This window comes from Spirosoma jeollabukense (genome assembly GCF_054777855.1).
In genome coordinates this window covers 17,237-39,716 of sequence record NZ_BAAHAD010000017.1, presented here as the reverse complement: position 1 = coordinate 39,716, position 22,480 = coordinate 17,237, and the positions used below count along the sequence as shown (strand labels likewise).

18 protein-coding genes are annotated in these 22,480 nt (G+C 43.9%); 11 read left to right on the top strand and 7 right to left on the bottom strand.

Translation table 11 applies throughout. From position 1 onward, the window contains the following. Positions 1-25 precede the first annotated feature (25 nt). The 5 genes from ACYVEA_RS32555 (at position 26) to ACYVEA_RS32535 (ending at position 2,714) form a co-directional block, all read left to right on the top strand. The gene (locus ACYVEA_RS32555; protein ID WP_461117554.1) at positions 26-487 is read left to right on the top strand and encodes a LexA family protein; all 462 of its coding nucleotides are present in this window, start codon (positions 26-28) and stop codon (positions 485-487) included. Positions 488-489: 2 nt separating this feature from the next. Beyond that, positions 490-1,776 (top strand): Y-family DNA polymerase, encoded by a 1,287-nt coding sequence (locus tag ACYVEA_RS32550; RefSeq protein ID WP_461117553.1) that lies wholly within the window; start codon positions 490-492, stop codon positions 1,774-1,776. 18 nt (positions 1,777-1,794) lie between these two features. After that, the gene (locus ACYVEA_RS32545) at positions 1,795-1,998 is read left to right on the top strand and encodes a hypothetical protein (RefSeq protein ID WP_461117552.1); all 204 of its coding nucleotides are present in this window, start codon (positions 1,795-1,797) and stop codon (positions 1,996-1,998) included. Between the two features lie 85 nt (positions 1,999-2,083). Then, entirely contained in the window at positions 2,084-2,263 is a 180-nt protein-coding gene (locus tag ACYVEA_RS32540) for a hypothetical protein (RefSeq protein ID WP_461117551.1), read from the top strand. Between the two features lie 259 nt (positions 2,264-2,522). Next, positions 2,523-2,714 (top strand): hypothetical protein, encoded by a 192-nt coding sequence (locus ACYVEA_RS32535; protein ID WP_461117550.1) that lies wholly within the window; start codon positions 2,523-2,525, stop codon positions 2,712-2,714. A gap of 8 nt (positions 2,715-2,722) precedes the next feature. Here ACYVEA_RS32535 and ACYVEA_RS32530 read toward each other — a convergent pair whose 3' ends face one another. Then, positions 2,723-3,391 carry a recombinase family protein gene (locus ACYVEA_RS32530; protein WP_461117549.1) on the bottom strand — a complete coding sequence of 223 codons (669 nt, stop codon included), beginning with the start codon at positions 3,389-3,391 and terminating at the stop codon, positions 2,723-2,725. Positions 3,392-3,557: 166 nt separating this feature from the next. Between ACYVEA_RS32530 and ACYVEA_RS32525 the strand changes: the two genes are divergently transcribed. Together ACYVEA_RS32525 and ACYVEA_RS32520 are read left to right on the top strand one after the other, a co-directional pair. Then, on the top strand, positions 3,558-3,944 hold the full coding sequence (locus ACYVEA_RS32525; protein WP_461117548.1) for a hypothetical protein: 387 nt from the start codon (positions 3,558-3,560) through the stop codon (positions 3,942-3,944). Between the two features lie 68 nt (positions 3,945-4,012). Beyond that, a complete protein-coding gene (locus ACYVEA_RS32520) occupies positions 4,013-4,594 on the top strand; it encodes a DUF6273 domain-containing protein (RefSeq protein ID WP_461117547.1) in 582 nt (193 codons plus the stop codon). A gap of 320 nt (positions 4,595-4,914) precedes the next feature. On the opposite strand, the gene ACYVEA_RS32515 is transcribed toward ACYVEA_RS32520, so the two are convergent. Both ACYVEA_RS32515 and ACYVEA_RS32510 read right to left on the bottom strand, forming a co-directional pair. After that, a complete protein-coding gene (locus ACYVEA_RS32515) occupies positions 4,915-5,826 on the bottom strand; it encodes an alpha/beta fold hydrolase (RefSeq protein ID WP_461117546.1) in 912 nt (303 codons plus the stop codon). Positions 5,827-6,155: 329 nt separating this feature from the next. Then, on the bottom strand, positions 6,156-6,743 hold the full coding sequence (locus ACYVEA_RS32510; RefSeq protein WP_461117545.1) for a DUF4142 domain-containing protein: 588 nt from the start codon (positions 6,741-6,743) through the stop codon (positions 6,156-6,158). 716 nt (positions 6,744-7,459) lie between these two features. Here ACYVEA_RS32510 and ACYVEA_RS32505 point away from each other — a divergent pair. The 4 genes from ACYVEA_RS32505 to ACYVEA_RS32490 all read left to right on the top strand — a co-directional run bounded on the left by ACYVEA_RS32505 (position 7,460) and on the right by ACYVEA_RS32490 (position 12,426). Continuing rightward, positions 7,460-8,809 carry a TIR domain-containing protein gene (locus tag ACYVEA_RS32505; protein WP_461117544.1) on the top strand — a complete coding sequence of 450 codons (1,350 nt, stop codon included), beginning with the start codon at positions 7,460-7,462 and terminating at the stop codon, positions 8,807-8,809. Positions 8,810-9,016: 207 nt separating this feature from the next. Continuing rightward, positions 9,017-9,424, top strand: coding sequence for a hypothetical protein (locus ACYVEA_RS32500; RefSeq protein ID WP_461117543.1), 408 nt, complete (start codon positions 9,017-9,019; stop codon positions 9,422-9,424). Between the two features lie 19 nt (positions 9,425-9,443). Continuing rightward, positions 9,444-10,928 carry a toll/interleukin-1 receptor domain-containing protein gene (locus ACYVEA_RS32495; protein WP_461117542.1) on the top strand — a complete coding sequence of 495 codons (1,485 nt, stop codon included), beginning with the start codon at positions 9,444-9,446 and terminating at the stop codon, positions 10,926-10,928. Continuing rightward, positions 10,918-12,426 carry an argonaute/piwi family protein gene (locus ACYVEA_RS32490; protein WP_461117541.1) on the top strand — a complete coding sequence of 503 codons (1,509 nt, stop codon included), beginning with the start codon at positions 10,918-10,920 and terminating at the stop codon, positions 12,424-12,426. Before ACYVEA_RS32495 ends, ACYVEA_RS32490 begins: the two co-directional genes overlap by 11 nt. A gap of 171 nt (positions 12,427-12,597) precedes the next feature. Here the strand turns inward: ACYVEA_RS32490 and ACYVEA_RS32485 are convergent, their stop codons facing one another. The 4 genes from ACYVEA_RS32485 to ACYVEA_RS32470 form a co-directional block, all read right to left on the bottom strand. Beyond that, positions 12,598-14,193: a hypothetical protein gene (locus ACYVEA_RS32485; RefSeq protein WP_461117540.1), complete on the bottom strand. Its 1,596-nt coding sequence runs from the start codon at positions 14,191-14,193 to the stop codon at positions 12,598-12,600. A gap of 310 nt (positions 14,194-14,503) precedes the next feature. Next, entirely contained in the window at positions 14,504-14,650 is a 147-nt protein-coding gene (locus ACYVEA_RS32480; protein ID WP_461117539.1) for a hypothetical protein, read from the bottom strand. Between the two features lie 226 nt (positions 14,651-14,876). Then, the gene (locus ACYVEA_RS32475) at positions 14,877-18,761 is read right to left on the bottom strand and encodes an Eco57I restriction-modification methylase domain-containing protein (protein ID WP_461117538.1); all 3,885 of its coding nucleotides are present in this window, start codon (positions 18,759-18,761) and stop codon (positions 14,877-14,879) included. 14 nt (positions 18,762-18,775) lie between these two features. Further along, on the bottom strand, positions 18,776-22,177 hold the full coding sequence (locus tag ACYVEA_RS32470) for a helicase-related protein (RefSeq protein ID WP_461117537.1): 3,402 nt from the start codon (positions 22,175-22,177) through the stop codon (positions 18,776-18,778). Positions 22,178-22,480: the final 303 nt, after the last annotated feature.

Below are 22,480 nucleotides of genomic sequence, written 5' to 3'. Positions count from 1 at the left end.
TTCATGCTTAATATTCGACACCGTTATGATCGAACCCGAAGACCGGATTGCCCTCCAGGATATGTTTCGCGCCCGGGTCCAGCGAAAATACGCTATCCCCTTTTTAATGGACTATGTACAGGCTGGCTTTCCTTCGCCAGCCGAAAACTATATTGAACGGGTATTGAGCCTGGATGATTTGTGCATCTATCATCCTGAAGCTACTTACTTCATTCGTGTAGGATCAGATAGTATGATTGGGGATCGTATAGACCGGGGCGACTTTCTCTTGTGGGACGCTTACTATTGTACGCCCGAAGTCACGCATAATAAAATCGTGATCGTACAGCTGGGAGATGATTATACCGTCAAGCGGATCAAATACGTCGACGAGAATCAGTTAATCCTCGAATCCTCGAACTCCAAATACCCACCCATCTACGTCCATAAGGGTGATAAATTCAAAGTGTGTGGTCGGGTGACATTCGCTCTACAAAAACTGATCTAGCGATGCTCTACGGCCTGGTTGACGCGAATGCCTTTTACGTTTCCTGTGAACGGAGCTTCCAACCACGCCTGGAAGGCAAACCTGTGATTGTGCTCTCGAATCGCGATGGTTGTATCGTCGCTAGGTCCGACGAAGCCAAGGCCTTAGGCATTAAAATGAGTAAGCCTTTATTTGAATACAAAGAGCTCATCGAAGCCCATAACGTGCAGGTATTCTCCTCCAATTATGCCCTGGTGGGTGATATGTCGCGTAGGCTCATGAGCACGCTTACCCACTTTGTCGAAGACGTAGAGGTGTACAGCATTGACGAGGCTTTCATTCTGGCCGATGGGTATGAGGGGATTTATCCCAGTGTGCGTGGGCTGGGTGAAGCCATTCGACAGACGGTGGCTCAGTGGCTTCGCATACCGGTATCGGTCGGGTTTGGCCCTACCAAGACGCTGGCCAAGGTGGCCAACAAACTCGCCAAAAAACAGCCTGAATTGGCCGGGGTCTGTGTCCTGGACTCCCCAGAGGCCATCCGTATGGCACTGGAGGAATTTCCTGTCAGTGAGTTGTGGGGCGTCGGTGGCCGTTATGCGGGTATGCTCAAACGGAATGGGATCGAAACGGCTGCGCAATTAAGGGATTTGCCGGATGATTGGACACGGCAATTTATGACCGTGAATGGCCTTCGGCTCGTGCATGAACTTCGGGGGACACCCTGCAAGCTGCTGGAGCTAAGCCAACCCGCTAAGAAAAGCATTTGTGCTGAACCGGGCTTCGGTACCCTGGTACCCGACCTGGAAACGTTGACGGATGCGTTAACGTCTCACCTGTCCCGTTGCTCAGAAAAGCTCCGAAAACAGGATTCACTTTGCGGAGCCGTCACGGTGTATCTAAAGACGAACAAGTTTCGCAAAACCCCCGGTAATGGATTACCCGCCAGGCAGTACTATAAGAGCATTACGGTCGACCTACCCCACCCGACCAACAGCACAGCCGACTTACTTAAGTACGCCATCAGTGGGCTTAAGGCCATTTTCGCCTTTGGGTACCAGTATCAGAAGATCGGTATTATGCTCACCGATTTGGTGCCGTTCGACTACCGGCAGAAAGGGGTATTTGTCGAGGGTCCCAATGAGAAAATGCTTCAGTTGTTTAATGTGGTAGATAAATTAAACCGGCGCTATGGCCAGGACAAGCTGCGCCTGGCTAGCCAGCAGTACAATCCCGATTGGCCTATGAAACAGAAATATTTGTCACCCAGGTATACAACACGTTGGGAAGATATACTGGAAGTAAAGTGAGCTTACCTGGACCGAGTTATGAACCGAGTTATTGCGCCCGGAGACCGGGTGATCATCACACCTGTTAAAAAGGGTATTACGCGTCAATCGTACAAAGCCACCGTGATTGGGTGGATGTCATCGGGCAAACTCAACGTCCAGCCTGATGGGGATAAACGCCAGAGCTCGAAACTAGTCAACCCGGACGATGTGAAGAAGTTGGCCGATAAACGGGCCACATAGCCACTGATAAAATCAATACGGATAGTCTGGCCAGCTATCGTAGACAGAAATCAATTTAGACATTAAACAACCCCTAAAGATTGCCATGACACAAGAACAGATGAAGGCCGTTTGGACCCGGAAGATCGCCTTACAAACCGCCTTGAGGGCATTAGCCGATTTACCGGAGAATAACCGCGCTATCTCGGAATTGAAAGAAGGGATTGACGCCTGTAATACGGAGTTAGTTTCCGGTACGTATAACCCACCCTTGACAGTTGAGTAAATGAAATGATTTCAATCCGCCTTTTTTTTCGGCCTCGTGGGTAACCGTCCGACTGGCCTTCAGGAAAAGTACCCTCCATATGTAATGGATCAGGTGAGCAAACGAGCTAATAGAACTAAAGTGCTAAATAAGGACTCTCCTGTTTCTGGATGCACAATAAACCGCTTAGACAGACGTTTTATATCTGTTACGTTACTTCAGCCCCATTGGTACGACCCGTGGGGCTTTTTCGTATTCTTTACTCCTTATTATTTCTGGCATGGAAGGCGTGTCTGATCAACTCCCCGCTCAACCCGAGCAACCAGCTCCTGAGAAGCTGCGGTTTGATGCCGCGAATGATTTTCTGACCATCTGCGATCGTCTGTCAACGGGTTATGACAGCGGCTATTATTGGGAAGATGTCCAACGGGCCTTACGCATTGCCGCTGGCTTAGAAAAGTGGCCCGATTAATCATTTCTCTATGCCGATGTCTGATCTTGTCGTTTCAACATGCGCCGTACCGTTTCAGATTGAAACAGCTTTCCATAGCGAGTGCGAAAGCCATGCTCATTTAATCGCTCAGCCATGGCCCGCAGAGTCAACGCATCTCGCTGGTAGAGTCGGATCAACTCACTGGCCTGCCGGTTGGCGGGGTGCGAAACCGCATTCGCCTTAATGGCTACGACACCCTGGGCTCGATGCGAGTCGGTCAGGTTCTCGGGTTTACCTAAGGTAAAACCACGCACCTTCTTTTGGGCGAGTGCCGCCCGGGTCCGCTTGGAAATCTGCTCGGCTTCATGCTGGGCAAAGCTGGCCATAATGCCAATGGTTAACGTATTGGCATCGGGTAGATCGCAGGCCACAAAATCCACTTCCGAGTCCCGAAGCACCATCACAAAGGAGGCATTACGACTAAGCCGGTCGAGCTTGGCAATCAGGAGTCGGGCGCTATGTTGTTTAGCGGTCTGGATGGCGGCTTGTAACTGGGGCCTCTCTTTTTTGCGTCCGGATTCGACTTCAGTAAATTCCTGCACGAGCTGATCTTCCTGGCGAAGAAAGCGTTGGACCATCTGGCGTTGATCATCGAGACCCAAGCCGGAGCGGCCTTGTTTCTGGGTGGACACCCGGTAGTAAGCGATATAGCGCATAATGGCCACAAGATAACTCCTTTTTTCGATTTGACACGAATCATAAACGCACGTTTGTGATTCGTGTCAAACGCCTAAGTTGGCTTACTGAATCTGCCAGTTCGTCAGTCGCCTCGCCTACGTTCTCCATTAAGACCTAATTACTTCAGTTTAGTATATTTATGCTATGATTCGACGCATACGTCTCGACGATCTGGATAATACACCCTATAAAGAGTTAATCCAGACTTTAACCTTACAGTGGGTTCGTGCCGAGTTACCCGATCAGGGGCTCACCTATGGTGATTACCAAACTGACATTCGTATCCTCCTGTTAACAACCCAAGACACAGATCGGACCAGAGCCATTGTTCAGGCGGTCCTTGCCCAGGCAACTAAACTGAACAAAATGTCAGGTTGGGTGGAAGAGGAACTTAAATTTGAGGGGATGATTGAAGGAGCCGACCGAGCCGATTTTCTGCGGTTCGAACTTCAACAAGCGCCTGCATTGGATGATCCGCTACTGGACAGGTATAACGAGCGAATGAATCGATTTGCCACCCATAGCGAATAAATTCACTTGGATCACCTGGCTACTTAGTACACGTTCGAATAAATACGAATAGCCGGTTTTGACGCCACATGCTAAAACACGACTTAATACCCTTTGGCCCGTATAGGTGGCAGGTGCTGGCCATTGAAGACGACAGCAGGGCACTGATTATTACCCAGGATATAGTGGAATTACGCTGGTACCACACTAAGTTCGTCGACATAACATGGGCCGGTTGTGCTGTAAGGCAATACCTTAACCAGGAACTTTACCATACATTCAGCCAAGACGAGCAGGCAAGAATCATTGAGGTGACAAACCCCAATGTTGATAACCCCTGGTTCAACACCACCGGTGGGCAAGACACCACAGATCGACTATTTTTACTAAGTCTGGAGGAAGTTTGCCAGTATTTCGGTGACAGCAGCGCTAAACTGAGGAATAAAGGGGAGCAAGCCTGGTCAATTGATGACGAAAATAACCGGAAACGACAGGCCAACTACGGTACTGATTACCACGGGTGGCGGCTTCGGTCACCCGGCTATTATGGACGCACGGGTGCGAGCATCAACAAAAACGGCCACGTTTATGTCCGAGGCAATGGCGTCTTCGGCAGTCCAAAAGACGGTGGAGGTATTCGTCCAGCTTTATGGTTGAGGCTAATTAATTAACTCGTTTAGGAATTGGCAATACAACTCTTTTCCCGTTTCAATTAGATTTTACCTTACTGGCAAGATAAAGAGCGTTTTAGAGTACGACTTAAGCAAAATTATAACTTGTATTTATTCTAGAAGAAGATAATAAATTTCATTAGAATTCTGAAACTCGAAAATGGTACATTTCGGATATGATTGCTCATGGCTTCCCAGTCTTAGCTAGTATTTTAAACAATAATTTTAACTAGACATGTTTCGCTTTACTACCCTTAACCTAAAACTGTAGCTGATTAATTATTGCTGATTTATCAGCTACAGCTTGGTCAGGATTGACGTTATCTCTTGCTGCCAAAAGCCAGAAATAGGCCAACGACCAGCACCGCAGCACCCAAACCAACAAAGACTTTCCCGGTAAGATCAGACGTTTTTGGTAAGACAGCGGCCGGATATTGAGCTTCATAACGCCCTTCCGTTACGGCCAGAATAAGTGCCACCGTTTCATCGGGCACATCCAATTGGGGCACGTGACCACAATTCGAAAACCAATGAAGCTGCGCGTCAGGAAACAAGGCTAAGGCCCGTTTCGCCTGGCTGGGTGGACAAATCCGGTCCTGACGCCCCCAGCCAATGACCAGGTTGGGGATAGAGCCAATCGGCGCTCCCTGCTGCGGGGGACCATGGGCCAGACTATCCAGCAGTTTGGTAAAACTGGGGGTAGGCAAAAACTCAGCAAATTCATTAAGGGCAACTGGAGCCGGGATCGTCCAGGGATGGGCCGAAAATTGCGCGAACAACAGCGTTCGGCTTACCGGGTTGCTGACCAGGGGTGGTAAGACAGGTTGGATGAGTTGGGATAATTGGGCCGATAGCCGAACCGATTGGTAGAAATAGGCCACCTGCCAGCCTTGCCAGAACCCACCCGGGTCCAGCGAGACGACGGCCCCGACTACCTGGCCCCGTCGGGCGAGCTCAAGCACCAGCCGAGCCCCCATTGAATTACCTACGGCATCAATGCCCAGCAGTTGGTGCTGACTTAAAAAGTCGGTCACCGCATCGGCCAGGGTGAGAATTGAAACCTCTCCGACTAGGGCTGGCGATTGGCCGAAACCAGGTAAGTCCAAGGCAATCACATCCCGCTGGGTGGCTAACTCATCAATAATAAGATCCCAGACCTTCAGGGAGCTCCCCAGGCCATGGAGCAGTAGCAGTGGTTTACCGGCCCCACGCCGGACATAATGCAAGGTCATAAATCGTTGTTAGTTTGTTTATATAGCCAATGAAGATAATCAACATAGGATGAACCAATGATCCTGTATATGGTTTCGGATGGCGTTTCCCTCTACTTGGTGATTTTGAAGGGGTCGGTATCAATGAATCACGTAATTGAGTACTCAACATGCCTTGCTTGAGTAAATAAACCGTTGACGTTGATCGTATAGCGGTAAAAATTACCCGGCAACATGAGCTCATAGCGTCCTGTTTTTGCTAGCTTCGAGGCCAAGCTCCTAGGTTGCCGAATAAAAAGCCACATCGAGTAGGTGTGGCTATACGTAATTGTCAGCTAAATCGATACTGGTTAGCCGCCTAATTGACCTAAAATCTGTTTAGTCAGGGCTACGTGCTCTTTAAACACGGCTAACGCTAACGTCGCCAGATGCCGCGTCTGGCTTTCAGCAGGACTAGTTTTGCCCATTGAATTCTTGAGATAATCCTGAGCCAGATCCCGCAGAAATTCATGGTTTTCGAGTTGAGCCTGAATGTAAGCTTTATCAAAAGCGGCTCCCGTTGTAGTCTTAATTTTGGTTAGTGTAGCTTGGGCCTTGGCGTTCATGGCCGGTACCGGTGTGCCCAGATCTTTAAGCACAGATGTAACCGCCTTAGCCTCTTCCAACTCAAAACCCGCAAATTCCTTGGCGTATTTATTGGTGGCTTTGCTCACCGCAATCTGGCTGGTAACCAGCGAAAGCTCGGCGGGCCCAATAACCCCCTGACGAAATTCTTTTTCATTAGCGGCCGTCGGTGAATCCTCTAAGGGTATTGCCGCCTGGGCCGTGAGCGATGGTAACAAAGAGGCCATTAAGGGCATACCGGCACTGAGCGCCAGCGTACCGGTTACTGTCTTTTTGAAAAAATCTCTGCGGGGTGTTGTTTCAATTGATTTCATAAACGTTGGGTTAAAATTGACTTGTTAATTAGTAAGCCATGGCTTAGAATTGATTTGCCGTAGTTACGATTTATTTGCTCTTTCAGATCTGCCCGTATGAGACTATTCGCTTATAGATGCTTCTATAGTATTTATAGTAGTTTCTTTTTTATTCATTTATAAACGGTTGTATACATACAACAACTCTCAAATTCGGATAGGTATGAGTTATTTTACTGATTCCTGAAATAGTATTTAACCGTTTAAATAGTTAGAAGATAGTAGCTCGTACCATTTTCAATACATTGTACTTTTCCAAGTAATCGCTTATAAATGGCAACCTTTACGTGAACGTTTTCAGATACAGGAACTGAGTATTAGACCTTCACTGAAAGTTTTAATAAGCGTTCATTCGGCCAAGGGTTTTCGTGAACGATTTCCAATTCGGCAAAAAGTTAGTATAACATGCTGATTTTTATCATGTTGTGCGTACAGCTAATGTCATATTCCAACCCTTTATTGAACGAAAACACAAATTATTCACCCTGAAATTGTCCGATTGACTAGACACCAATAATTTATATTCATTGCTTGTGGAGCATAATAGGGTTGTAACCTAGGGACTAAAATGATATATTTAAGCTAATAAATAATATGTACAAGCTTTGATTGTAAGTATATTGATACTTCTTTCTCTTTAAGTATTATCAATCCACAAACTTATTGTCTTGTTAAATATGAAAATATTTCTAAGTTATTCTCATGAAGACAAAAAAATAGCAGATAAAATTGTTCAATCTTTAAAACAAGCGGGACATGATATTATCTTTTATTCTCCGAAGAAATCTGACAATTGGTTTCTAAAAATGGATGAAGCCATAAAAGAAGTTGATGCCATTATAGTTTTAGTCAGCAAAAATTCATTAAACTCAGATTTTACAAACCTTGAAACACAGAATATAGCTTTACATAAGTTATCAAATTCAAATATCAATATTTTTCCAGTTAAACTTACGGATTCGCCACTACCTGGGTATTTATCAAGCCTTCCTTATATAGACATTTCCAATAACGTACAAGAAGGAATATTTACATTAGTTAACTTAGTTTCCTTAGCTAAAGAATCACCCACAGATATTTTACATGCGCAACCATCAACAAGTGGAAATAAAAAACCTCAGGAACAACATGTTACAAATTTATCAAAAATATTAAAAGATGGTAAATTGACATTAGTATGTGGAGCAGGAATTTCTATAGATGCAGGAATACCATCTTGGAACAATTTGCTATTGAGACTCCTTGAGTCTATGTTAAAAATAATGTCAAAAAATGATATTTTATCGTTGAAGAATGTAAGCCCTTCTGAAATTCAAAAACGAATCGGGTCATCTTCACTAGTGATTGGCAAATATTTGAAAACAAATTTAGGGAATGACTTTTTACCAAAATTAAGAGAAGCTATTTATGAAGACAATCCAATATCATGCGATATTGTCGATGCAATTGTTGAGTTAGCAAGGCCACAGAGAGATGGCAAACCACTTGACTCAATAATTACTTTTAACTATGATACACTCATTGAAGAAAATTTAGACAATTTTAATATAAAATATAGATCTATATACAAGGAAGGTATTAGAAACACTGCAAATGAGTTACCAATTTATCATGTACATGGATATTTGACTAGGAAAGAAAAAATTACTAATGATGTTGAAATAGTTTTTAGCGAAGACGCTTATCACACACAATTTATTGAACCCTATAGCTGGTCTAATTTGATTCAATTAAATAAAATGAGTCAAAATACTTGTTTACTTATAGGGATAAGTCTGACTGATCCAAATCTAAGACGTCTATTAGATGTATCTATTAGAAAAGATCCAGAAAAAAAGCTAAACCATTATATAATAAAAAAACGTCCAAACCTAAGTGGTATAAATAGTAACGTTGAAGATCTAATAGCTTTACTTGAAGAAAGAGATGCTAATGAACTTGGCCTTAATGTTATCTGGGTTGATGATCACCCCGAGATCGGCCCATTATTAAAAGACATAACGAATAGTGATAGATATATTCATTAATGGATATGCCCAAGTAAATAATTCCTTTATAAATTATCTAGTTGGAAATGAAGATTTTATCAGTCTACGAAGTTAACTTCTATACAAAATGATGGCCCTTAAATGATAGAGCTAATAATTGTAAACCTTTTCTTGAACTTGAGAATATGCCGCTTAAATTTTGAATTGATCATTCAAATATAATAACCAATAATCCTTACACCATCTGTGGAAAGCAAATTGAAACACCTTGAATTTATTCAAATTATAATAAACCGCCTTAACAGTAACGGTTTCCTAATTAAAGGTTGGGCTATTACATTGGTAGCAGCTCTATTCGCTTTAGCTGCTAAAGATGCTAACGAACAATTCATTTTGATCACATACTTATCGACTCTGGTATTCTGGCTCTTAGATGCATATTACCTCAGCCAGGAACGTCAATATCGATGTCTTTATAACCAGGTGATTCAGTTGGATAATGAGACTATCGACTTCTCAATGAATGCTAGGCCGTTTGCTAACGGACGAAATACATGGCCTGCTTCGTTTTTTGCTACAACCTTGCTTGTCTTTTACGGCTCATTGTTATGTTTACCAATAGTCATTATTGTGGCGATGATGCACATATTCTAATATATATTCCCTTTCTAAAATGCGTGACACTCTTTTTATCAGCCATGCCCTACCGGAAGATAATGAGTTTGCTAAATGGCTAGCAGCTCGTTTAAGAAACGAGGGATACAAAGTCTGGTGTGAACTGGACGAAGTTCATGGAGGAGAAGACTTTTGGGATACAATAAGCGCTGTTATCCGCAATGATACAATTAAATTTATATTCGTTGGTTCTCACACTTCGGTGCAAAAACTTGGCGTTCTTGATGAGTGGAAATTTGCACGTAGTATACAGAGAGAGTATAAACTTGAGCATTTTATTATACCAATTAACTTAGATGGGATCAGTAGTAATGCTATAATAGGGTTAACAGGGCTTGCTATGCTACACTTTTACAATTCATGGGCATCAGGATTAAAAGCCCTCATACGCAAATTGCAAAAAGATGATGTGCCTTATCAAACGAATAACAGCCCTTTATCAGCTGCTCACTGGCTCGTTAATCCATACGCATTAAAGGGTGGAGCTATAAAAAAAGAGGAAATATTTTACTCTAATTGGCTTGATCTACCCCAAATACCAGACCATTACTTTATACATGAATTTCTTAATAAATCACTGGCTGACAAACAAATAGCATATTTGCGTCAAGCGAATATATTCCCTGTTTCTCCGCATGACAGATACATAATTTCTTTTGCAAGTGTATTACCAGAGGCACCTTTTGAAGTAGACGATATAAGTTTGTTCAATGATTTAAAAATGCGAATGCGAGAGGCAATAGTTGTTGACGTAAAAGCTATATTGAATCGTTCTCTACAAACTGAAGAGTTCCCTACTACGTTGGATCGTTCAAATTTCCTCGTTCAACTTTTACGACAAGCTTTCCACGAGTTTCTGATTAAGAAGGGGCTGAAAACTTACTTCTTATCGAATAATAAAGTATGCTATTATTACAGTCGCGATGTTGAGAACCAAAGTGATAAAACGATAAAATTTACATACCAAGATAGACCTAAATCAAAGCAGCTAACAGGCAAATTTCTGGACGACGTATGGCATTATGGTATCACTTTCAATCCAAGGCTACGCCCGTATCCAAGCTTTAGTTTTAAAGGGCATATACTATTCAGTAAAGATGGACAACATATCTGGCCAGACAAAAAGAAGCTTCATTCTGCTAGACGAAAGAAAGGAAAGCAGATGTATAACGCTGCTTGGCGTGATTTATGGTTAGCGTTTTTGAATAGCCTTGCCGATGATAGCAATTCATTTCATGTGATAGTGACTGATGAAATAAAGCTGTGGTTTTCGACAACACCAATCCTATTTTTCAGTAAGCGGGGTTATAACGACCCAATTGATAACGCTCGGCTTGTCCCGCTTGATGCTTACGAAACAGACGATGAAGATAATGATGACTTCTCCGAGGACTTTGCCGAGGAAGGAGTTGATTATGAAATTGAAAATGACGAAGAAAAGGTAGATACTTTACTGATTAAACCTCAAGATTATGATCAATAATAATAGGTTGTGGGTGTTGCCTGAACCGCAACTTAAATTTGGATATAATCAAACATTGCCCGATCCACGTGATGGATTAACCTTGTTCGGCCCCTTTGATAAAGGAGAAGTTAATAATTTTTCCGTTGGTATTATAGGTACTCCCGATGGTATTGTGCGCTTTAAACAATGGATGCAAAATATTCGTAAACCTGTCTATCATTCAAAAATAGATTTAGCTAAACCATTTTTTCCAGGATTTGAGGAAGTGTATGGTATTACGTTTAACGACCAATATTATGCTCAAGTGATCATCGAACCAAAGTCTCTAGAACAATTTTACAAATTCAATGATAGTCACGTCCGTGTTGCCCGCATTGTTGATCTATATGTTGATGAGTTGGTTCGCTATCAAACCGAAGAGGAGCGAAAAGTTGACTTATGGTTCGTTATAATCCCAGATATGGTATATCAATTATGCCGTCCTAAATCACAGGTAAGTGGAGAAGGAACAATAAGCGAAGGCATAAGAAGCAGTTACGATCGAAATAATGAAGGCTTATTTGACAACGATGACACCCGTAAACTACGAACTGCCTACAAATACGAAAAAAATTTCCATAACCAATTAAAAATTAAGTTACTAAAGGATAAAATACTGACGCAAGTCATTAAGGAAAGTACTATTGCTTATCAAGAGTTCCTGAACAAAAAGGGAGAGCCCATCCGTGATTTAAAGAACTTCCAGACTGACATAATCTGGAGCCTTACTACATCCATATATTATAAGGTTGGCGGCTTACCCTGGAAACTTTCTGGCATTCGTGAAGGTGTATGCTATATTGGTCTCGTATTTAAAAATGATGATCGGCAAAAAGACCGACGTATCGCTTGTTGTGCAGCACAAATGTTTCTTGATTCAGGAGATGGACAGGTATTTAAAGGCGCTGTTGGCCCGTGGTATAATTTAAAAACAAAGGAATATCATCTGAGCAAAGAAGGTGCCATCGATTTACTTACAAAGGCCTTGATCAGTTTTAAAAAACAATATGGTGTCCCAAGAGAAGTATTTATCCACTCTCGAACTGACTTTAACGACGAAGAATGGGGTGGCTTTCAAGAAGCAGCAAAAGAAGTCGAAAAAGTCGTTGGTGTGAAAATTAGTCACGAAAAAACATTTAAATTATTTAGAGATTCTGACTACCCAGTCATGCGAGGAACTCTCTATGAAAAGGATCATCGTGTCGCTTACTTGTGGTCAAAAGGTTTTATACCTCGTATACAATCAGTTTTAGGCTTAGAAACGCCTAATCCCCTTCTAATCCAAATCAACCGGGGAGAGGCAGACATCAGAATAGTTAGTCAAGACATTTTGGCATTGACCAAACTTAATTATAATTCTTGTCGCTTTTCAGATGGAGTGCCTGTTACATTAAAGTTTGCTGATGCGATTGGAGAAATTCTTACAGCTGGCCCAAATGAAGGTCATGCAGTTTTACCATTCAAATTCTATATATAAAATTTGTTTTGAGTAAATATTTAAATAGTAATAGCGAGGCTTCATCAGCATTGCTATTTGTTGTTTAAAGGAGCTTATCGCTCGCTAGACAGCATCTATATGTATCCTGCTTGATATTACTTTACTTCAATTGTGCCTGTGTTCATCATTAGTATAGCCAAATATCATCCCTCATACCTTGATACTTAGTGCGTTCTGGGATAGATCGAATTGCTGATACCAAATTGGCAAATTTAATGTTTGCCGCAAATTCTTCATATAGCTCCGTGTCTCTGCATCAGCCGGTGAAGTAGTAACGATTATTAGTTCTTTAGCCAGTTGCCCGGTTGTCCAATACGAGTATTCCATCAGTTGACCAATGGCTTCACGGATGCATTTCTTCAATGATGAATACGTCTTAATTTCGTAAAAGCATAAGTCTTCGCCATCACGTCGGACAATGTCTATTGAAGAATTATAAAGCGTTCGGTTTTCAGTACCTATGTTTTCCGAACCGTAGACGTAAACAAGGTGCCTGTACAACTTATGGCTAAGTTCTTGGTGCTGTTTTGCTAATTGAATTGTTTTAGCCTGCCTGTCATACGTTGATGGCGCTATGCCGTTTGCTGTTACAAGCTCACCAGCCTTGAATTCAAATTGTTCTTCCTGGGCTACTTCTGGCAGAGATACACCTTGGGCATTTATAAACACATACCTGTGGTAAGTCATCACTGGACTGTCAGCGTCCACTTTTACTGGTTCTGGGTAAATTGTGGCCTCATCAGGATTAAACCGAATATTAAAGATAGCCTCACCTATGTGCCCCGAAAAATCATACTGATCAGAGTCAATTAAGCTTATCTGTTGCCGCATTTCGCCTAACCAACCGTTGACCTCATATTGACTCCAAGCGTGCTGAATCTGGTCTGGCATCAGCACTTGCACATTACGAATAAATCCTATCCAAAACCGCTCCTTAGTAGCTGCGTTTATAGTATAAAGCCATACATCGAACGTTTTTCCTTGATGAGCATTTTGGGGTGTACGGACTGGTTCTAAGAAACCATAGTGATACCCATCAAGACGTTTACCAAAATCCAACAACCATTCTTCGTAACCATATCCATATTTTGCCTCATGGGTAGTGAGATCAGTGCTTTTGCCGTACGACCCGGATAGGCACATCCAGTTTAAAGTATTGTATGCGACCCGAGCCAACCGGACTTCATTTGGCCATAACTGTTCAAGGACGTTATTATATACAGACTCGTATTTACGCAACACCGACGCCGTTTTATCAATGAGTATTTCCCACGAGGTTACCTCCTGCTGAATATCAGTTAATGATATAGAAACCCAATAACATTCCACATCAGGCCTAAGCAGTTGATGGCAGCGTTGCGCCTGCTGTTCAGAAAGGGTTGACCTCCCGTGACGTTGATAATCCAGCTTAATAATCAACCGCTCACTGGGCCCATCGACACCTATAGTATAGTATATATCTTTATTTGCGTCTACAGACTTATACACACGTGCCCAAGTGTACGTTTTAAATTTGGAAACGCGCGTACCGTTTTCCCAACCGCGCTGGCTCCAAATCATCTTGAAATCAACTTTGTATTTATTACCTAGCTGCTTGCGCAGGAGATCAGCCCAGTTCTTGGTTTTGCTCCAAACGCCTTGTTTAATCAAGTCTCGATCCTGCGTGTCTTCCTTCTTATTAAAACGGTATGTTTGACCAGCTATTTGGGTGAAATGCTTAATCTCATTTATTGTGAAAAACTCCATGCAGGTTAAGACTGAAAGGGTAGTTTTATTGCTCCGAAAATGTCCGCAAACGTTTCAATAAATACTGACTGTTAGGCTTTGGCTCTGTGTAGAAACGGTCATACACATTAGCTGTAACTTTACCAAAGACGCTGAAATATAGTACATACGTCTTTGAATAAGCGTCATTGAGCGAGAATGCATGTACTGGCTCAAAATACGGCAAGTCGTAACCAGATTGACTAGCGACAATGCATGCACACGGCTCTAATTTTCCTTTTACATCAGTTGGTTTCGTCCGAACAATGTATAATTCTCCAACAGAGTGACTTCAAAATAGGTCTTCATCCGCTCTGTTTTTTTCTTTGTCGCGAATGCCCGCGTTTATCACAAAGTACAATGTCAGGCCACGATCCATAATATTGCGGTACTCGAAAAATTTGTGTTTAAACTTTGCCAGCACTTGCATTGCTTCCATCTCAAGGGATTGTTCCTTTTCAGTACGGATAACCTCATGAGGTTTGTTGCTGGGATCAACATCATGTAGTGCGTCGTCTCTGCCGCTGGTGATTACTACTTCAGATTTGTCACGAAATACGATACCCGACTTTGTTTCAGGATTCCATAGGTGGCGTTATGTAATACGGCATGGAAAGTCTTCATAAATTGGTAAAGTGAGTTGATTTACGCATTGGTAGAGGACACTACCGCCGGTATTTCTCCACCGTCTTCACCACAGCCTCCACACCTTTACACCAATCCTGCGATAAATCAACGTACTGGATAGCATTAATTTCGCTGGGAAGTTTAGTAGGGTCGAAGTCGCTGAATTTTACGGGTATAATGTACACATCGGCGGGTGAACGTTCAGCTTGTTTGCGGGCGGCTTTTTTTAACTCGACTTGGAAGAAACCGCGCTTGTTCACCGACGACTGCGAGAGACAAACGATAACAAATTCGTGTTCTTTCAACGCGACTTCAATCTTGTGCTCCCAATTCTCACCGGGCAGCAATTGATAGTCGTCTTTCCAGACCTGAAACCCTTTGCTGATCAAGTCCTGGTAGAGTTGTTCGACTTGGACCGCGTCCTCGTGGGCGTAAGACATGAATACAGTTGCGGGTCTCATAGCTTGTAGTTTGGTAAACTCGGTAAGCGTAGCTTGCTTTTGAGCTTCTGCTACGAGTGGGAATGTGGTAAGAATATAGGTAAACTCTTCTTCAGTCAGGCCGTAAAGGGTAGCGACAATAGCGTCAATCTCGGCGCGGAGCGTGTTGCGCTCGGCTACGTCTGTTACGCCACTATCGGGTGTCCAAGGTGTTTGCATGACATCGGCCCACAAAGCAGCAAATTCCGGCGTGGTGCAGATGAGTTTAGCCGCCCGGCTGACCAACTCTGCAAACCATTTGTCGCTTACTTGAAGGCGTGGGACAGGGAGTTGGTATAGATAGAACATGTTGATATTCGCCGAAACGACCTGCCGAGCATAATAATCTACAATCAGACTATTCAGCAGAGTTGGAATAAGTAGCACCTCTGAGTTGGTAAGCACTGAACTGCTTACCAGTAGTGAATTACCACAGAAAACGTCACAAGCTAGCGTTGTGGCTATGATGGTTCTATAATCAGAGCTGCGGGCAATGGCTCGCAACGCAACCCTATATCGCTGATAGTTCAGTGTTTGGCCTGTATCCTGCGTATTTCTTCCTGAAACGGCTTTACGCCCTTCACTTATATCGATGTAATACCGTCCCTCCTGCGGCTTGTTGATGAACTGGTTCATCATTTTCCCCTCAAACAACCGCAGCGTTTCCGGCCCGTTTTCTGTACGGAACAGATGACTGTCATTTGTCATATCGAACTCGCGGGTTAGCGAAAAATTCCACATGCCGGGTAATTTATCGCCTAGCAGGGGAAACTGTAGAATCTTATCAGCAATAGTGAAATCGATGTCTCTCCGAATTTCCATCACTGACAATGATTCGGGCGACTGCCGCTTTATAAAGTCAGTCGTTATATCAACGAATGTATCAGGGTTGTGCAGAAATGAATCTAGCTCGCCTGTGCCAATGGCTTCGCGAGGATTAATACGAAACGTAGCTCGAAAACGATCAGTATGACCGCCCTTCTCAAACGACAGTAGAGTAAAAGGAAACCGGTGTTCTACCGTGTCGAAAATAAACTTCTCGTTCGACAAACTTACCAACTGCTGTACCTGTGTATTCTCGAAAAGCAGTTGCCGGAGTTGTTTGGCACCTAAAGTAGAGTAGATTGCACTGGATATAATAATACCACAATATCCGCCTGGCCTTAGCAGATTATAGCACTGCTCGGTAAAGAGTTTGTATAAGTCTGTGTCGGAGCCTGCCTTTTTACCGTTGATATACGAAATCTGGTTTACATATTGCGGGCTACTGCGATAATACTGACTCACATGCGGATAGCCGCTAAGATAACGCTCCCAAGCCACCCGCACATCGGGGTCTTTTACCAACTCCTGCTGCGCCTTCTCGAAATCTTTGATTGTCATGTTCTTCTTCGAGATCAATTCGGAGTGTCTCATGAAAAACTCTTTTGCATTAGGTTTAAATACCTCCCAAGGCGGATTGGTAATAATGGCGTCGAAACCACCCTTATTTACCATAATTTCATCAAACTCAAACGACCAATGAAACGGCTCCAATGTTTCAATATCCGCTTTTTTGAGCGTCCGCTTTACCGACTTACCAACGGCGTTCTTTTTGGTGTCCCACGTCGCTTCTTCGTATTTGATACCCAGTTTGCCCCATTCTAGTAGTGTAATAGTGTTGAGCGTATCGATGGCTTCTTTCCGTCGTTGATCTATGCCGTCGCGTAAGGCTTGCAAGTTCTGCGTGAACGTAGCCTCGTGTTTGTAGCTACGCACGGCAGCTGCTTTTTCCTGCACCAGCGTTGAGTAGTTTTTGGTGTATAGGTCGTATTGTTGAAACTGCGCGTCATTTACCCTAAGCAATCCAATCAATGAGTTACCCGGCATGATATTAAAGTCTATGTTGGGCAGCGGTTCCAACTGACTTACCTTCTCGGCAGACGCTACCAGTGTCAAAAACAATCGGAGTTTGGCAATTTCGGTGGCTTCCTCCATCAGGTCAACGCCGTAGAGATTGCTAGTGATGATCTGCTTTTTGATGTAATAGTTAACTGAAGGATGGTCACGTTCAATCTGCGCTTTCCACTCCGTCAGACTTCGATCGTTCAGAAACGGAATCTTGCCTAGCACCCCGGCGTAGATGTTGATGAGCGTTTTCATGGCCGCTATTAGGAACGCCCCGGAGCCGCATGCCGGATCGAGCAGCGAAAGGTTAGGTAGGATGGCGTTCGGCCCAACTACCAACCGGCGACAAATGTCAGCATCGAGGTTGATAAGCAGTTCAGGCACATCGGCATAGCGTTTCCGGCGTAATTTATTAGTCAGTTCATCAGGTACTTCAGCGGACAATTCTGGGCCGTTCACCTCATCTAGAATCAGTTTATAAACGGTCTGCTCGCAGAGGTAATCTGTAATTTCGGGTGGGGTGTAGTACGCTCCGAAGGCTTTTTGATTGATGTATTTCTCAAAGATGTAACCTAGCACATCGGGGTTAATTTCCCGATCATCTTCGCCCGGAGTGTCGTTGAGAGTCCAACTGTAGGAATCAAATAGCCGGAACAGATTGGTAAAAGCAACATCGGGAATTTGGATAGCTCCATTGTACTTCAGTTCTATTTTGTGTTTGAGAAACAGCCCCCCGTTCAGGTATTTAACACGGCCAATGAGTGTATTTGTCTCACTGCTGCGCTCGTTGTCAGGAATGGCAAAACCCTCGAAAAAAAGCTTCTGCAGAAAAAGGCTGTAGTATTGACCCTCGCCGTTTTTGGTTTGCACTTCGGCGAGTTTATCACTCAAGTACGTCACGTTACCTTTATCTATAAACTGCTTCTTTTGCAGGAAGTATATGAACATCAACCGGTTGAGCAACACCGATGCGTACCATCGCCGGTCGGATTCGTCGGAAATGCCGTCGATCAGTTCCAAAAATTGAAGGTGTTGCTGCTGGTAGTCCTTATAAAAGCTTCGGGTAACAACCTTAACATCGAGGGCTTTTTCAATCTTCAGGCTAACGGTCAGAATGTCTAAGCTACCTTGCTCGTTCAACTGGCTGATGTCGACAAATAGCGGACGCAACTTAGCCAGAAACAGATCGCCGGGTTGTCCTTTCAGGTAAAAATGTTCGCGCGGAAACTCTTTCTTCGCTTCCCGCTTCAGCCATCGCCATATACACTGCGTCCGGTCTTTATCCACAAATATTAGAATATGTACTAACTGCACCTTCTGAATATCTGCCGAAATCTGAGCTCGAATTGCTTTTTCAGGAATTGAGCCGTCGGATGTTGTGATCTCGTAAACAGAAGCTCCGCCCAGGTGCGCAATTTCCTGACGGATGTAAGGCGTATCTTTCGTACGGGAGAATTCGCGCTTTGGCTTTACTGGATTACCCCAGCCTAATTCGTCAATAAAAAGAGAATTGAAATCAAACGATTGTAACAGTCGGCGGGTAGCTTCAACGCGCATGAATGGGGTAATGATTACTTGGTTTTTAGGCCTAATGAACAAATGATTTGGGGCTGACGGTAGGGCAATTCATCTTCCCGGATGATGCATAGTTTGTCTTCTTCGCGTAAAGACAGTACCAATTTTGCTAAATCGGTGTCGCTGATACCCGTCCGTAATGAACGATTGAGAGTGTCTTTAGCCCACTCGCGTAGGGGATAGCGATACAGTTCATCCAAGGTAGCCTTCAGATCGTCCATAATGAACAGTGTATCCTCGTACTGCTTCGCGTAGTCTTCTAGCCGAGTATAGAGTCGATATTTGATACTAGTTTTTCTTCCCAACGTTCCACCCGTACTGGCCTCCTCCCGTCGGATCAGATCAACGCCCTGTTGTACTAGTTCATGGTGATTATCCAGCCGAGTTAAGCCTACCGTTTTAGGCGCGCACTCAGCCGCTTTTAGGATGGTCAATTGCGACTGTGTAATTACGCTGCCTTGTTCGTCAAGCCACGTCAGCACGTCATTTTCCTCAACCGTGCGAGTATACACAACTACGCCATTCCCAGTCGTTGAAGTATCATTCGCCTTGGTAGTATACGTGACGTTAGGCAGGCTCGGAATCACTTTGAGTAAAGTTGGGTCTTGGTCAACGGCATTCTTCCAAATCTGATAGGCATACGATGACAAATCCACTTCGGTATCGGCATCTTCTGCCTCCAAAACGGTTGAATTCTCGTTGTATAAATCGTGCAACACCACCTGATCGCCTTCGAAGAATAATTCATCAGAACCAACTACCTCAGCATTCTGGGCGATGCGGCTGCGGAGCCGTTCGCGCAGGTTAATGATCTGTTCGATACCGTCTTCGGGTAAAAACGAATAGCACAGAATGTTGTCTGATTGTTGGCCAATCCGGTCCACCCTTCCTGCCCGTTGAATCAGTCGGATAATGGCCCAAGGCAAGTCATAATTTAGGACAACGTGACTATCCTGTAAGTTGTGGCCTTCGCTGAGCCGGTCCGTTGTAACTAAGATACGTAGTTGATTGGGCTGGGAAGGTTTGGCTTTGTTACTGACGGGACTAAACCGGCGTACCTCGACGGATGGATCTTCTGTTTGCCCCGTCACGCAATCGACCGGACCTACTTGGTGCTGGGCTAACTGATCGCATAGGTAACGGGCGGTGTCAGCAAACTGCGTAAAGATTAGGATTTTTTCATCGCTGTGCCGCTTTTTACATAGGTCAATCAAAGCTTGTAGTTGACGATCCTGCGCCGGATTCCAGAGCACATTCTCAATCAGAATGGACAACAGTGCCCGTGCGTCATTGATGAGCGAAGGCTTCAGTTCAGGAATAAAAAACTCACTACGTATCCAGCTAAATCGATTGTAAAACTTGGGGCTGCGATACCGTTCATAAATGCGCTTTGCCTTCTCATAATACGTAGCTTCATCGGTGAGCAACAATAGTCCAAATTCGTCGTCATCGTCCTGATCCTCATCCGTCAGATCAGGATCAATCAAATCGGACAACTGCTGACCGATTGGCAAGGGAAAGCCATTTTCAAGCGCGTATACGAATACATAGTTGCGAATCGCGTGGCGACATAGTGACAGCAGAAAAGCGTAGCCACAACTTTCCAACCGCTTGAATAAGTTGGTTCGGCAAAAACCCATCAGACGCTGACCCGCTTTGGATAGATTATTGAGTAATTCGGTTTCATCCTGGGTTGGTGTTACGTGCTTGAGGGCTAATTCATAATTACCTAAACCATAACGGGGCAAACTCATCGACGTAATGATCGCCACTACTTTCGGGGAGTACAGACGGGCATATTGATCGGTAGCGTCTTCTGGGTCAAATGCATACTCAACTTTCCGAGCAATCCTATTGGGGAAGTATGAACGAGTACCATCTTTAAAGGTCAAAAAATGCCGCTCTCGTTCAGTATCATACGTCGCGTAGTTTTCCTTAACGAACGAACGCGTTCGGCGTACCATATAAAGACGCATGAGTTCACGCCAATCGTCGGGCTGTTCGCTTTTCTCAAACGCCCGAATGCTCCGCTGAAACAATTCAGGAAACTTAGCGGCAAATTGAACCTCGCCACCCAACACCCGGATAAAATGTTCGGGTGTTATGCCTAAATCCTGATCGTCGGATAGAAATAGCCGAAGTTGATTTGATAAGTCAAGATATGTCTTGTTATACGGGGTCGCCGATAGGAGAATTACCCGACTTTCATTTTCTTCTATATACGAACGAATGGCCCGGAACCGCTTTCCTTCACTATTACGTAAGTTGTGACTCTCGTCGATAATGACCAAGCGATACCGTCGTAGATCTCGTAACTTACTTTGCGCCTGTTGCAACGACATAACCAACGCATTCATTTGATACTGAATGCGGTAATTTTCCCACATCGGGACCAGCGTTGCGGGGCAAATCACTAACACTTCAGGGTAAATGTATTCTACAGTTTTGGCTAAGGCCGTTGCAGTAATGGTTTTGCCTAACCCCACCACGTCACCTAATAGAACCCCCCCCCGTTTGTGCAAATGGTGAGCAGCAATCTGAACCGCTTTCTCTTGAAAATCGAGCAATTCACGCTGAAATACCTTTGGAACAATAAACTGGTCGATACCAGCCTGAGCTTCTCGCGACAGGTGATATGCTATCTTCAGGTACACATGATAAGGTGATACCAGTTTATCCGATGCCCAGCTTTGCTCCAGAATCTCAATGAGTTCTTGAGTAATGTCGAGAGAAAGACGATCATCCCAGCGCTCATTAAACCATTGAGCCAGTCGCCGGGTTGTGTCCGGTTCAAAAATGTCGGCGTTCATTTCGGCCTGACGAGTCAAGCCTGACAGAGTCAAATTACTACTACCCAAGTAACTGCCAATAGTTTTATCGGCCTGATAAGACAGGTATAACTTAGCATGTAGGAGTTGTCGCAAGTACAGCTTGACAACAACTTTTTTGCTTTTTAATTGACGAACCAACTGGCGTAGAATAAACTCGTCATAGGCTGTTGGTACACCAATCGTTAGCTGTTGCCGTAGCTCTTCTGTAACCTTGCGCTTAATTCGGATGGCTGTTGAATTATCGGTTACAGCTTGCTTAATCTGTTCTTGGCCAATACCTGTGTTTCCTTGCTGCTCAAAATAATCACGAATGATGTCGATTGGCATCTTCTGCATTCCAATGATGAGTCGACAGTAACGAAATTCCTCATCGTCATTTTCCTCAACATAGTCTCCAGTGAGTGAATCAACTGCCTCGGCAATTTCTCGCCACCCCCGTAGGTTGAAGTATCCTGCACACAAATCCGCACGGGCAGCACCTGTAACCAAGCTTCGCAGTTCGGTTCCTAGTGAAGGAGTCGTTAGGTTATCAATCAGACGGTGAACTTGCCGTTCGGTCGCAATCATAGCTTATAAAGAAACGAAAAGATAATATTAGCAATTTTGAGATGAATAAACTTACAGAGTTTTCCTATTTTGAACGGAATCATCATGGAGGCACCCACAACCTTGTGAATCAGATCTCGGCGATTCCAAGTACAAATCGCTGCACTAATATGTAAATGGGCAGTTCTAAAATCTGGTTCCTAATTTCTAATGACTTAAAAATGATAATTAAAGACGATCTGGTTGTCCTGTCTATTTGATGTATTAAATAGTGGGTTTTAGTTTCTATATCAAGGAAATAAACGTAAGATTACTCGTGACCCT

Bases quoted from the DNA above. Each gene is read 5' to 3' on its own strand.
- ACYVEA_RS32485 (WP_461117540.1), bottom strand. From the start codon at position 14,193: ATGGAGTTTTTCACAATAAATGAGATTAAGCATTTCACCCAAATAGCT.
- ACYVEA_RS32475 (WP_461117538.1), bottom strand. From the start codon at position 18,761: ATGCGCGTTGAAGCTACCCGCCGACTGTTACAATCGTTTGATTTCAAT.
- ACYVEA_RS32490 (WP_461117541.1), top strand. From the start codon at position 10,918: ATGATCAATAATAATAGGTTGTGGGTGTTGCCTGAACCGCAACTTAAA.
- ACYVEA_RS32495 (WP_461117542.1), top strand. From the start codon at position 9,444: ATGCGTGACACTCTTTTTATCAGCCATGCCCTACCGGAAGATAATGAG.
- ACYVEA_RS32510 (WP_461117545.1), bottom strand. From the start codon at position 6,743: ATGAAATCAATTGAAACAACACCCCGCAGAGATTTTTTCAAAAAGACA.
- ACYVEA_RS32480 (WP_461117539.1), bottom strand. From the start codon at position 14,650: ATGGAAGCAATGCAAGTGCTGGCAAAGTTTAAACACAAATTTTTCGAG.
- ACYVEA_RS32545 (WP_461117552.1), top strand. From the start codon at position 1,795: ATGAACCGAGTTATTGCGCCCGGAGACCGGGTGATCATCACACCTGTT.
- ACYVEA_RS32515 (WP_461117546.1), bottom strand. From the start codon at position 5,826: ATGACCTTGCATTATGTCCGGCGTGGGGCCGGTAAACCACTGCTACTG.
- ACYVEA_RS32530 (WP_461117549.1), bottom strand. From the start codon at position 3,391: ATGCGCTATATCGCTTACTACCGGGTGTCCACCCAGAAACAAGGCCGC.
- ACYVEA_RS32535 (WP_461117550.1), top strand. From the start codon at position 2,523: ATGGAAGGCGTGTCTGATCAACTCCCCGCTCAACCCGAGCAACCAGCT.
- ACYVEA_RS32555 (WP_461117554.1), top strand. From the start codon at position 26: ATGATCGAACCCGAAGACCGGATTGCCCTCCAGGATATGTTTCGCGCC.
- ACYVEA_RS32540 (WP_461117551.1), top strand. From the start codon at position 2,084: ATGACACAAGAACAGATGAAGGCCGTTTGGACCCGGAAGATCGCCTTA.
- ACYVEA_RS32520 (WP_461117547.1), top strand. From the start codon at position 4,013: ATGCTAAAACACGACTTAATACCCTTTGGCCCGTATAGGTGGCAGGTG.
- ACYVEA_RS32525 (WP_461117548.1), top strand. From the start codon at position 3,558: ATGATTCGACGCATACGTCTCGACGATCTGGATAATACACCCTATAAA.
- ACYVEA_RS32470 (WP_461117537.1), bottom strand. From the start codon at position 22,177: ATGATTGCGACCGAACGGCAAGTTCACCGTCTGATTGATAACCTAACG.
- ACYVEA_RS32550 (WP_461117553.1), top strand. From the start codon at position 490: ATGCTCTACGGCCTGGTTGACGCGAATGCCTTTTACGTTTCCTGTGAA.
- ACYVEA_RS32505 (WP_461117544.1), top strand. From the start codon at position 7,460: ATGAAAATATTTCTAAGTTATTCTCATGAAGACAAAAAAATAGCAGAT.